This window comes from Embleya sp. NPDC127516, from assembly GCF_044765325.1.
Lineage (GTDB): Bacteria > Actinomycetota > Actinomycetes > Streptomycetales > Streptomycetaceae > Embleya.
Genome location: NZ_JBIWJT010000010.1, coordinates 63,375 through 74,904, shown reverse-complemented (window position 1 = coordinate 74,904; position 11,530 = coordinate 63,375). Strand labels below are relative to the sequence as shown.

Sequence of the window (11,530 nt, the reverse complement as noted above, 5' to 3'; positions counted from 1 at the left end):
AGGGACACCGATCGACCCCGCGCGTCCGGATCCGACGCTCCGCCACCTGACGGGGCGTCGGATCTGCCGGTCGGACATCAGCGAGGGGGCTTGTCGGGTCGGCCGATTCGACGCGATGCTGTTCTCCGGGTGGCGTTTGTGCACCACCCGTTTTGCGCCCTCGCTAGATGCGAGATCGCTGCCGACAGCCTTGGGGGGCGGCCGATGCCGACACGGGACCCGATGTTCCAGGGGCGCAGGCTCCGAGCGTTTCTTCGCCAGACACGCGAGGCGTGCGGGTACATCCAGCGGGACGTGGCGCTGGAAATGGATTGGTCGCTCTCGAAGCTGATCCGGATCGAGACCGGCCAGGTGAACATCTCGACCACCGACCTGAAGGCGCTGCTCCAGCACTACGGCGTGGTCGAGCCCGCCCGGGTCGCCGAGTACATCGACATGGCCAGGGCCTCGAAGCAGCGCAGTTGGTGGTACCAGTACCGCAACCACATCACCAACGAGTTCAAGGTGCTGCTCGGCTACGAGTCCTCGGCCACCGTCATCCGCAACTTCGAACCGCTCCTGGTCCCCGGCCTGTTACAGACCGAGGAATACGCGCGCGAGGTGCTGCGGATCATGTCCCCGCCGGACACCCCCGGCCTGGACGACCTGGTCGCACTGCGGATGGAGCGGCAGGAGCGGCTGATCCGACCGGACGGCCCGGCCATGCACTTCATCGTGGACGAGAGCGTGATGCACCGCACCGTGGGCAACGCGGCGGTGATGCGCAACCAGATCCGGCGGATGCGCGACTTCGGGGAGTGGCCGAACATCACCCTGCGGGTGATCCCGTTCTCCGCCGGCCTGTACTCGCGGGCCCGGATCGCCTACCAGCTCCTGGAGTTCCCGGACATCGAGGACGAGGCGGTGCTGTTCATCGAGAACCCCTCGGGCGACATGATCATCCGCGAGGGCAACCAGGAGGATCCGCCGGCCGTCTCGCCGCTGTCCTATCTGGAAACGTTCTGGGGCATCGAGCAACTGGCCTCGCGCGACCTGGCGCCGGCCCTGCTGGACACCGCCCTCGAACGCTTCGCCCCCGCCGCGGGACACCCGCCCACCGGCGGCGAGTAGACCATGTGCGGACGGCGTAGTGGCAGCAGGCCGGCTGCCTGCACGCGCGCTGCCAGGATGCGAGTTGAATACATCCCAAGAGCCACTTGGCTGATTGCGCGTTCCTGCGCATAATGACAAGAGGTATCCGTTGCTCGATGTCGATGAGCAGCACGGTTTCGCGGCGGCCACCGCGGAGCTTCGAACGAGTTGTTCCGAAGTCGGATTTCATGACTTTTCGGGGCAACTCGTTCTTTTTTGCATCGTCCCTCGCATAGCAGGATCGCCTCACTCTGGCGGAAGCGGACATCCCCATGCACAATCACAGATGAGGGCATAATCGCCGTCCACCCCGCCCCTGCACGGTACCCACCGTCGCCACGAAAGGACGCCTGATTAGGGAAAGGGGGTGAACTCGTGCAGGACGACTTCGAGAGGATGCTTCGCGTGATCTTTCTGCTGGTAGCCGTGGCCGCGGTGACAGCAGGAGCGCTCTATTACACGCTCCGGGCCGCCGGTCTGCTCACTCTCATCGCGTAACGGATACCAACCCACCGGGCCCTGTGCCCATGTCATTCGCGGCCTGCCGTAAGGCAGGCCGCCTCGCATGTCCGGGCCCGACCTACCGAATGCGATGGGCCGAACCCGGTCGGCCTGCGGCGTTCGGAGTTCAGACCGACGAGCGGCCGGCCTCGGCGAGGAAGGTCCCCCAGGACCGGGCCCCGAAGGCCAGGCGAGGCGCGGGCGCCTTCGAGTCCCTGACCTGGACCTCGTCGGCCAACCTTGCCTCGACGCAGTTGCTCGTTGCGCTCGCGCTGCTCTTGCGCCACGCACGTCCCAGCGGATCGAACTCCGCCATGACTTGCCTCCGAATAGGGCCGATGGAAATAGGAAAGCCGCCGGTCGGATGGTTCCGTGCAGGGTCGACACCTCTGCGGGTTGACCGACTTCGAGGGCGCGCGCATAGCTTAGCGCCCGACCTCGGCCGTGCGTGAAATCCGGCCACACCCATCCGTATGAAATCCACCGTCGTCGCATGGCGAATTGCCAGGTGGCGGATTGCACCGTCGCTCACCCGTTCGCAGCATTCCCGACCCGCCCGGTTATGACCGGCGAACGGGAGAGAGCGAAAGCCGTGAATTCGGAACATCAGGGTCCGGATCCGTTCTTTCCCAGTCGATTCCGGAGGCTGTCGACCAATCGGAGGAACGCGTCCGTGGGCGGGACCCGGTCCGGGTCGATGACGGTCACGTGGACCACCGCCACCACCGGACCGCTGCGCACGATGCCCCAGTCCACGTACTGGTCCTGGCTGTTCACCAGGCCCTGGGTGCGCCACACGCTGCCGTCCCGGTCCAGCGCCTTGATGCTGGGCGCGCCGTCCGCCGCCGGGTTGGGCTGGTTGGTCGGACACGCGCCGCCCAGGCCGCCGGTGAGGTCGCTCGCCGCCACCTCGGCGGTGCGCTCGTCCGGGTAGCGGACCAGGACGACCAGGCCGCCGCCCTGCCCGTCGTGCAGGTACAGCCGTTCCCGGGTCTGCACCGCGCCCAGTGCGGAGATGGTCTTGGTGGTGCACGGGCCCAGTTCGTCGGCCATCGCCTGCCGGGTCTCCACCACGCGCCAGTTCTCGTACGCCCCGGCCACCACCGGGAACTCCTGCGCGGTCGGATAGAAGGTGTCGCTCAGTTCCGTCTGTGTCGTGGTCACCGGGCTCGCCACCGGCAGCGACGCGGCGGCCTGCCGGCTCCGGGGTCGGGAGTCGTCGGACCCGGTACTCACCAGCGTCACCCCGCCCGCCAGCACCGCGAGCGAGGCGGCGCCGATCAGGACCCGGTTGCGCAGGCGCCGACGGCGGACCGCCTTGTGGATGCCCGCGACCGGCGGCAGCGGGACCTGCGGGGCGATCCGGACGACGAGTTCACGAAAACGCTCGTCGAGCCGCTCGACGTCGTGGTCGTCGTCGTCCGCGTGCTCAGGGCTGTGCCGCATGTCCGAACTCGCCATTCCCCACTCGATCGGGCCTTACCGACCCGACAGGCCGTTCCGCATTCGACAGGTGTTCAGTTTGACGTATGGGCCGAGCGCGATGGTTCCCGGCCGCTCGGGCGCTCATCCCGCCTTGCGGGTCAGCGTGCCCCGCGACTCGCTGGTCCCCACACTGGCCGGCGCGACATAGGAGAGCGTGGTCGGGCTCTGTTCCTTGAGGATCACCCGGCCGTCCGCGCAGCCCTGGTTGCGGGTCAGGTGACTGGTCAGTTCGACACCGGTGTCCGCGCCGACCGAGAGCAGTTCCAGGTCGGACTCGCAGTCGGCCTGCTCGCCGAACAGGCCGGTCGCGGTGAGCTTGCTGACACCCACCTTCTTGTCGCCCACCTTCCCGCCCGTCAGCGTGAGGGTGACCGTGGACACACTGCCGAGCTGCGATGTCATCGTCCCGGACCAGGTGCCCTCGTAGACGCTCGGCAACGTGCCCGAGCCGGTCGGCGGCGAGGTCGATGTGCCGGGCCCGCCGGCACCTTCCCGGGCGGTGGACGGGTCGTCCTCGTCCCCGGTCCACGGCCGCAGCAGTACCGCCGCCACGACGCCCGCGATCAGCACTGCCGCGAGCGTGATCAGCCACGGCCGACGCCACCAAGGACGCGGTGCGGCGGGCTGCGGAGCCGCTCGCAGCATGTAGGTCTCGGGTGCAGGTCCCGAAGGCGGCGAATCCGCGGCCGCCGAGCCCGGGAACGTGAGGTTCGAGGGCGGCGAATGCGCGGGCGAGGTCTGCGCGGGCTTCGTGGACGCGGCGTCCGACCCCGCGTACGTCCCGGCGTACGTCGCCGAGGCCGCCGTCTCCGTTGGGCGGTCGTCCCCCGTGGGCCCGGTGGCCACGAACGTGCCCGCGTCCGGCGCGCCGTCCTCGTCGAGTTCGAGCAGTTCGATCGCTCGCCGGGACAGCGCGGTGGTCAGGTCCGGCGGCAGCCAGTTGCCGGCCACCAGGTCGCGCGTACCGTCCGGCGCGAGCGCCGCGAGCAGATCCGCCGGGGTCGGCCGGGACGCGGCGTGCTTGGTCATGCACGCGGCGACGATCTCCCGCAGCGCGGCCGGCACCTCGTCCAGGCGCGGCTCCTGCGCGACGATCCGGTACATCAGGGCCTGACCGCTGCCCTCGCCGAACGGTCCCGCGCCGGTCGCGGCGAACACCAGCACCGAGCCGAGCGAGAACACGTCGCTGGGCGGCCCGATGTCGCGCCCGTCGACCTGCTCGGGCGACATGAAGCCCGGCGACCCGACGGTGTGCCCGGTGCGGGTGAGCACCGACGCGTCCATCGCGCGCGAGATGCCGAAGTCGATCACGCGCGGCCCGTCCAGGGACAACAACACGTTCGACGGCTTGATGTCCCGGTGCACCAGGCCCGCCCCGTGCACCGCGACGAGCGCCTCGGCCAGGCCCGAACCGAGGGTGCGCACGGTCTCCTCGGGCAGCGGCCCGCGCCCGGCGACCGCCTCGTACACGCTGGGTCCGGCCACGTAGCCGGTGACCACCCACGGCGTCCCGGCCTCGGTGTCGGCGTCCAGCACCGGCGCGGTCCACGCGCCGCCGACCCGCCGCGCCGCGTCCACCTCGCGGCGGAAACGCTCGCGGAATCCGGGGTCGTCGGCCCATTCGGCACGAACCACCTTGATCGCGACGATCCGCCCACCCCGATTGCGGCCGAGGTAGACCCGACCCATGCCGCCCGCCCCCAGCACGCGGAGCACCCGGTAGCCGCCGATCCGCCGCGGATCCTCGGGCTCCAGCGGTTTCACAGGACATCCCCCTCGTCGGCCGGCAGTTGGCCAGAGAATACGCGGCTGTCCGCATTTGGGGGGTCCCGGACGGCCGGTCCGGGCCGGATCCGAGGTGCTTCCCTCGGGTCCGGGCCCGGACCGGCGGTCGGCTCAGAACTCGACGGGCAGCGCGATCAGACCGCGGATGAAGGAGGACGGGCCGTGCGCGAGGTCGGCGTTCGGGGCCAACCGCAGGTCGGGCAGCCGGCGCAGCAGTTCCTCGAAGGCGACCCGGATCTCCAGGCGGGCCAGCGAGGAGCCGAGGCAGAAGTGCGGGCCGGTGCCGAACGCGATGTGCTGGTTCGGCGTGCGGAAGGCGTCGAAGCGCTCGGGATCGGTGAACACCTCGGCGTCCCGGTTGGCGGCCCCGTACAGCATCATCACGATCGAATCGGCCGGGATCACCGTGCCGTGCAGTTCCACGTCACGTGTCGTGTGCCGGGCCATGTTGACCACGGGAGACACCCAGCGCAGCGATTCCTCGACCGCGGACGGGATCAGCGTGGGGTCCTCGCGCAGCCGGGCGAGCTGGTCGGGGTTGGCCAGCAGTGCGGCGATGCCGCCGGAGATCACGTTGCGGGTGGTCTCGTTGCCGCCCACGAGCAGCAGCAGGGACTCGCCGATCAGCTCGTCGAAGGACAACTTCTCGCCGTCGATCTCGGCGCCGACCAGGATCCCGATCAGGTCGTCGGAGGGGGTCTTGCGGCGGTCCTCGATCACCTGCGTGGTGTAGGCGACGTATTCGGTGAACGCCTCGCCCGCCTTGTGGCTGAGCTCGCCGCCGTCGGAGAGCATCACCATCACGTCGGCCCAGTGCTGGAGCTGGTCGCGGTGCTCGGCGCCGACCCCGAGCAGTTCGCCGATCAGTGTCATCGGCAGTGGCGCGGAGAACTGCCGGACCAGGTCGGCGCCGGGGCCGGCCGCGATCATCGCGTCGATCAGCGAGGTCACGATGTCGCGGACGTGCTCCTCCATCGCGGCGATCTGCCGGGGGGTGAAGCCCTTGGAGACCAACTTGCGGCGGCGGTAGTGGGTCGGGTCGTCGGAGTCGATCATCGACGGCTGCGGGTAGCCGATCGGGCGCGAGCCCTTGGCCGAGGAGAACAGCTCGGGGTTGCGCTCGGCCCAGGCCAGGTCGGCGTGCCGACTCAGGCCCCAGACGCCGGCGCGCTCGCTGTAGTACACCGGCGCGTGTTCGCGCAGCCACGCGTAGTCGGCGAACGGGTCACCGGCGTACCAGTCCCGGTCGAGCAGGTGGATGTCGCGGATCGTGGGAGCCGTCATGGCAAGCCTCCGTGGTGATCACGTGTCGAGCGGAACGAAGAGTCGGACGGCGGTACGCATCAGGTCCTGCACCTCGTCGAGCGCGCGGCCGCGGGCGGTGAGGCTGACCAGACCGGAGAGCAGCACGTGGCCGAGCACCACCTCGATGTCGCGCCGCCGGTCCCCCGCGGCGCCGTCCTCGGGGTCGGCCGGCTCACCGAACGCCAGGCCGGTGATCCGGTGGATGCTCTGGTGGAAGGTCTCCTGCGATTGACCGGCGGACGGATCCGGGGCGGTCGCGGCCCGCACCACGGCCTCGGTCAGCAGCCGGTTCTCCGCGCTCATCTCGACGATCCGGCACAGCAGCGCGGCCAGCCGGCCGGCCGGGTCCGCAGGCAGCGGTCGGTCGGCGAGTTCGTCGGCGAGTTCGCCGATCCACAGCGCGGACACCTCGCTCAGCAGGTGGTTCTTCGAGGTGAAGTAGCGGTACACGGTGGCCCTGGCCACCCCCGCGCGATCCGCGACGTCGTGCATCGTCACGGCCGCATAGCCCCCCTCCAGCGCGAGGTCGCACGCGGCGCGCACCAACCGCTCGCGCCGGGCCTGTTGGTCGCGGGTGAGCGACCTGGTGAGAGTGATCGTCGAGCTGGTGCGGGGTTCGGCCACGGGAGAGCCTGTCCTCTGGGGTCGTGCTTCGGGGGTTGGTACCGCGGGCTTGGTACCGGGCCGGGTGCTCGGGGCGACGCGACCGCGGGCGGTGCGCCGACTCGTTCCGCGGTGATCTTGCCTACGGATGAGACGGAAGTCTAGTCTGACGTCTCGTCAGATCTAGTGAGAACGTGTTTCAGTATTTGCCTCGACCGCACGCCATTGGCCCCGACGAACGCTGGAGCTGCCGTGACAGCCAGACAAGGACCGCTCGCGGGCATCCGGGTGGTGGAGTTCGTCGGCCTGGGGCCGGGTCCCTTCTGCGGGATGCTGCTCGCCGATCTGGGCGCCGAGGTGCTGCGCGTGGATCGCGCGGACGAGGCCCGCAAGGGCTACGCGAAGCCGCCGCGCAATCCGATGAACCGCGGCAAGCACTCGATCGCGATCGACCTCAAGCACCCGGACGGGGTCGGGTTCGCGCTGCGGCTGCTCGCCGACGCCGACGCGCTGATCGAGCCGTTTCGGCCCGGCGTGATGGAACGCCTGGGCCTGGGCCCGGACGTGGTCGCCGAGCGCAACCCGCGGCTGGTGTACGGCCGGCTCACCGGCTGGGGACAGACCGGGCCGCTGGCCCCGGCCGCCGGACACGACATCGACTACATCGCGCTGGCCGGGATGCTGGAGCCGATCGGCCGGGCCGGGCAGCCGCCGAGCATTCCGCTCAACCTGATCGGCGACTTCGGCGGCGGTGGCCTGCTGCTCGCCTTCGGCCTGGTCGCCGCGCTGCTGGAGGCGGGCCGTTCGGGGCGGGGCCAGGTGGTGGACGCCGCGATGATCGACGGCGCCGCGACGCTGGGCGCGACCTGGTTCACCATGGGCGCCGCCGGGATGCTCGGCCCGCGCGGGACCAACATGCTCGACGGCGGCGCACCGTTCTACGACGTGTACGAGACGCGGGACGGACGGTACGTCGCGGTCGGCGCGATCGAACCCAGGTTCTGGGCCGAGCTGATCCACCGACTCGGCCTGGCCGAGGACCCGGTGTTCGCCGACTTCGCCACACAGCACGACCCGGCGCACTGGCCGGCGATGAAGGCCCGCCTCGCCGAGGTGTTCGCGGGCCGCACCCGGGACGCGTGGTGCACGCTGCTGGAGGGCACCGAGACCTGCTTCGCCCCGGTGCTCTCCCCCGCCGAGGCTCCCGCGCATCGCCACCACGTCGAGCGCGGCACCTTCCTGCACGCCGACGGCCTGCCCGAGCCGGCGCCCGCGCCGCGCTTCTCCCGCACCCCCGCCGCCGAGCCGGCCCGGCCGGTGCACCCGGGCCCGGCCGCGACGGGCGGCGACACCGACGCCGCGCTGGCCGCATGGGGTGTCGCCGCGGCCGACGTCGAGCGCCTGCGCGAGGCCGGCGCGGTCGTCTGACGCCGCATCACCACCAGTACGGGCAACAGGTATCAGTTCAGGTATCAGGCAGGGGACCGCATGGAACTTCACGAAGCGCTGTACACCACGCGCGCGATGCGCAGGGTCGCACCGGATCCGATTCCGCACGAGGTGCAGGCCCGCCTGCTGGACGCGGCGGTACGCGCGCCCAGCGGTGGAAACGCCCAGAACTGGCGTTTCCTGCTGGTGGACGACCCGGGCGTCAAGGGCCGGATCGGGCCGCTGTACCGGGAGGCGATGGACTCCCTGTGGAAGACGATCTACGCACCGCGCGTGGCCGCCGCCGAGGCGGATCCGGACAGCGCGGAGAGCCGGTCCTTCGTCCGCACGCGGCGTTCGTCGCAGTGGCTCGCGGACAACTTCGAGCGGATCCCGCTGTTCATGTTCGGCTTCGTCCGACAGGACCCCACCGGCGGCTCGATCTTCCCGGCGGTGTGGAGCGCGATGCTGGCCGCGCGCGCCGAGGGCGTGGGCAGCGCGCTGACCGCGGTGCTCGGGATCACGCACCGGGACGCGGTGCTGGAGGTGCTCGGGGTGCCGGCCGACCAGGGCTGGCACATGGCCTGCTGCGTGTCGTTCGGCTATCCCACCGGCAAGTGGGGTGTCGCGGCCAGGACTTCCCCCGACGAGGTGGCCTATCGCAACGGCTGGGGCGAGCCGATCGGGTTCGAGGTACCGGCACCACTGTGGCCGGCCGACGGTGCGGCGTACGTGCCCACCACGTTCGAAGGAGATGCCCGGTGACACGTGCCGACCTACCACTGCGGGACACGGTGGCGCTGGTGACCGGAGGTGGGAGCGGGATCGGGCTGGGCTGCGCGCGGCGGTTCGCCGCCGACGGCGCGCACGTACTGATCGCGGGCCGCAGCGAGGATCGACTGCGGGCCGCGGTGGCCGAGCTGGACAAGGACGCGGCCGCCGGCGTGCGGGTCGCGTACGCGGTGACCGATGTGACCGACGAGGGCCAGGTCGAGGCGGCGGTGGCGACCGCGGCCGAACTCGGGTCGCTGCGCGCCGTGGTCGCCTCGGCGGGCGGCAACTCCACCATGGGTCCGCTGACTTCGATCGACACCGGCAAGTGGCGCGAGACGGTCGAGCTGAACCTGACCGGCACGATGCTCGTGCTCAAGCACACCGCCCGGTTGATGGCGGCGGCCGGCGGCGGTTCGTTCGTGGCGATCTCCTCGATCGCCTCCTCGACCACGCACCGCTGGTTCGGCGCGTACGGCGTGAGCAAGGCCGGCATCGACCACCTGGTCCGGCTCGCGGCCGACGAACTGGGCGCGAGCGGCGTCCGGGTGAACAGCATCCTGCCCGGCCTGGTGGCCACCGAGATGGTCGACGCGGTCACCCGGGGCGGCCCGGTGCTGGAGGACTACCTGGCCTGCACCCCGCTGGGTCGGGTCGGACAGGCCGACGACATCGCCTCGCTCGCGGCCTTCCTGGTCGGCCCCGAGTCGACCTGGATCACCGGCCAGAACATCAACGTGGACGGCGGCCACCACCTGCGTCGGGGTCCGGACTTCCGGGCCTTCCTGGAGCCGGTCTTCGGCGCGGACGGTCTGCGCGGCATCGTTGCGGAAGGGAACTGACAATGACCCAGCGGGTGTTCAACCTGGCGGACCTGTTCGAGGTCGTGGTGGACGCGTGTCCGGACCGGCTCGCGCTGGTCGCGGGCGAGGTCAGGCTGACCTACCGCGAGTTGGACGAACGGGCCAACCGTGTCGCGCACGCGTTCGCCTCGGCAGGGCTGGCGGTCGGCGACCACATCGGCATCTACTCGCGCAACCGGGCCGAGTGGTTGGAGGCGATGATCGGTGCGTTCAAGGCGCGGATGGTGCCGATCAACATCAACTACCGCTATGTGGAGGAGGAACTGCGCTACATCGTCGACAACGCGGACCTGGCCGCACTGGTCGTCGAGCGCGGCTATCTGCCCAATGTCGCGGCGGTGCGGGCGGACGCGCCGGCGCTCGCGCACGTGTTCGTGCTCGCGGACGAGTTCGACGAGAAGCTCGACGACACCGTGGACTACGAAGCGGCGCTCGCCGCCGAGAGCGGTGCCCGCGACTTCGAGCAGCGCTCTCCCGACGACCGGTACATGGTCTACACCGGCGGCACCACCGGCTTCCCCAAGGGTGTCGAGTGGCGCTCGCACGACATCTTCTGCTCGGCGATGGGCGGCGGCAACTTCGGTGGCGAGCCCATCACCGACCCCGAGCTGCTCGCCGACAAGGCCCAGGGCGCTCCGCTCGTGCAGATGTTGACCACACCCCTGATGCACGGCAACGGCCAGTGGGTCACCTGGATCACCCTGCTCAGCGCGGGCACCGCGGTGTTGTGGACCGGCCTGCGCTACGACCCGGCCGAGATCCTGCGCGCCGTCGAACGCGAGGGCTGCGTCACGATGATGCTGGTCGGCGACGCGATGGCGCGCCCGATCGCGGACGCGCTGGAGAGCGGCGGCCACAAGGTCGAGACGCTCAAGGTGATCGGCTCCGGCGGCGCGCTGCTGTCCCCGTCGGTCAAGGCCCAGCTCACCCGGCTGATCCCCGGCCTGTACATCGCCGACAGCTTCGGCGCCTCGGAGTTCGGCGCGGGCAGTTCGCAGACCCCGGGCGGCCGATTCCCGCTCAAGCCCCAGACCGCGGTACTCGGCGAGGACCTGCGCCCGGTCGGCGTGGGCGAGAGCGGCCGGATCGCCCGGACCGGGTACATCCCGATCGGCTACTACAAGGACCCGGTCAAGACCGCGGACACCTTCCACGTCGACCCCGACGGCGTGCGCTGGGTTATCCCCGGCGACTTCGCCCGGGTCGAGGACGACGGCGACGTGACGCTGCTCGGACGCGGCTCGGTGTGCATCAACACCGGCGGCGAGAAGGTCTTCCCCGAGGAGGTCGAGGGCGTGCTCAAGGCGCATCCGGCGGTCTACGACACCGTCGTGGTCGGCGTCCCGGACGCCCGCTTCGGCGAACGGGTGGCCGCGGTCGTGTCGCTGCGCCCGGGTCACACGCTGACCACGGAGGACCTGGCCGAGCACGCCCGCGGCCGGCTGGCCCGGTACAAGATCCCGCGCGACCTGGTCACGGTCGCCGAGGTGCCGCGCACGCCGGCCGGGAAACCGGACTATCGGTGGGCGAAGGCGACGGCCGTGGCGGCGCTGTCGGGCTGAGGTGGTCGGGGCGGCCGGGGCGCGACGGCTTCCGGGCGCGGCGGAGTCGCGGGCGCGGCAAGGGCGCACGCGTGGGCGCCGGCGAGGGGGCGCGGG

Annotated in this window: 10 protein-coding genes; 5 read left to right on the top strand and 5 right to left on the bottom strand. The window is 70.9% G+C overall.

The features are described 5' to 3' along the window. Nucleotides 1-204 precede the first annotated feature (204 nt). Nucleotides 205-1,110 carry a helix-turn-helix domain-containing protein gene (locus ACIRL2_RS20530; protein WP_402233849.1) on the top strand — a complete coding sequence of 302 codons (906 nt, stop codon included), beginning with the start codon at nucleotides 205-207 and terminating at the stop codon, nucleotides 1,108-1,110. A 649-nt stretch (nucleotides 1,111-1,759) separates the two neighbouring features. Here ACIRL2_RS20530 and ACIRL2_RS20525 read toward each other — a convergent pair. The 5 genes from ACIRL2_RS20525 to ACIRL2_RS20505 all read right to left on the bottom strand — a co-directional run bounded on the left by ACIRL2_RS20525 (nucleotide 1,760) and on the right by ACIRL2_RS20505 (nucleotide 6,831). Beyond that, nucleotides 1,760-1,948 (bottom strand): DUF397 domain-containing protein, encoded by a 189-nt coding sequence (locus tag ACIRL2_RS20525; RefSeq protein WP_395873338.1) that lies wholly within the window; start codon nucleotides 1,946-1,948, stop codon nucleotides 1,760-1,762. Nucleotides 1,949-2,238: 290 nt separating this feature from the next. Then, nucleotides 2,239-3,078, bottom strand: coding sequence for a hypothetical protein (locus tag ACIRL2_RS20520; protein WP_395873339.1), 840 nt, complete (start codon nucleotides 3,076-3,078; stop codon nucleotides 2,239-2,241). Between the two features lie 120 nt (nucleotides 3,079-3,198). Beyond that, on the bottom strand, nucleotides 3,199-4,881 hold the full coding sequence (locus tag ACIRL2_RS20515; RefSeq protein ID WP_402233847.1) for a serine/threonine protein kinase: 1,683 nt from the start codon (nucleotides 4,879-4,881) through the stop codon (nucleotides 3,199-3,201). Nucleotides 4,882-5,013: 132 nt separating this feature from the next. Further along, nucleotides 5,014-6,186: a cytochrome P450 gene (locus tag ACIRL2_RS20510; protein WP_402233845.1), complete on the bottom strand. Its 1,173-nt coding sequence runs from the start codon at nucleotides 6,184-6,186 to the stop codon at nucleotides 5,014-5,016. Nucleotides 6,187-6,204: 18 nt separating this feature from the next. Beyond that, the gene (locus ACIRL2_RS20505) at nucleotides 6,205-6,831 is read right to left on the bottom strand and encodes a TetR/AcrR family transcriptional regulator (RefSeq protein WP_402233844.1); all 627 of its coding nucleotides are present in this window, start codon (nucleotides 6,829-6,831) and stop codon (nucleotides 6,205-6,207) included. Between the two features lie 231 nt (nucleotides 6,832-7,062). Here ACIRL2_RS20505 and ACIRL2_RS20500 point away from each other — a divergent pair, with 231 nt between their 5' ends. Genes ACIRL2_RS20500 through ACIRL2_RS20485 form a run of 4 tightly spaced genes read left to right on the top strand, consistent with a single transcriptional unit; the run spans nucleotide 7,063 to nucleotide 11,434 of the window. Further along, entirely contained in the window at nucleotides 7,063-8,238 is a 1,176-nt protein-coding gene (locus tag ACIRL2_RS20500) for a CaiB/BaiF CoA transferase family protein (protein WP_395873343.1), read from the top strand. A gap of 60 nt (nucleotides 8,239-8,298) precedes the next feature. Next, the gene (locus ACIRL2_RS20495; RefSeq protein WP_402233842.1) at nucleotides 8,299-9,003 is read left to right on the top strand and encodes a nitroreductase family protein; all 705 of its coding nucleotides are present in this window, start codon (nucleotides 8,299-8,301) and stop codon (nucleotides 9,001-9,003) included. Continuing rightward, entirely contained in the window at nucleotides 9,000-9,851 is an 852-nt protein-coding gene (locus ACIRL2_RS20490; RefSeq protein ID WP_395873345.1) for an SDR family oxidoreductase, read from the top strand. Before ACIRL2_RS20495 ends, ACIRL2_RS20490 begins: the two co-directional genes overlap by 4 nt. 2 nt (nucleotides 9,852-9,853) lie before the next feature. After that, entirely contained in the window at nucleotides 9,854-11,434 is a 1,581-nt protein-coding gene (locus ACIRL2_RS20485; RefSeq protein WP_402233840.1) for an acyl-CoA synthetase, read from the top strand. Nucleotides 11,435-11,530 lie beyond the last annotated feature (96 nt).

Coding starts and splice junctions, on each gene's coding strand:
- ACIRL2_RS20510 (WP_402233845.1), bottom strand. CDS start 6,186: ATGACGGCTCCCACGATCCGCGACATCCACCTGCTCGACCGGGACTGG.
- ACIRL2_RS20495 (WP_402233842.1), top strand. CDS start 8,299: ATGGAACTTCACGAAGCGCTGTACACCACGCGCGCGATGCGCAGGGTC.
- ACIRL2_RS20485 (WP_402233840.1), top strand. CDS start 9,854: ATGACCCAGCGGGTGTTCAACCTGGCGGACCTGTTCGAGGTCGTGGTG.
- ACIRL2_RS20525 (WP_395873338.1), bottom strand. CDS start 1,948: ATGGCGGAGTTCGATCCGCTGGGACGTGCGTGGCGCAAGAGCAGCGCG.
- ACIRL2_RS20530 (WP_402233849.1), top strand. CDS start 205: ATGCCGACACGGGACCCGATGTTCCAGGGGCGCAGGCTCCGAGCGTTT.
- ACIRL2_RS20520 (WP_395873339.1), bottom strand. CDS start 3,078: ATGCGGCACAGCCCTGAGCACGCGGACGACGACGACCACGACGTCGAG.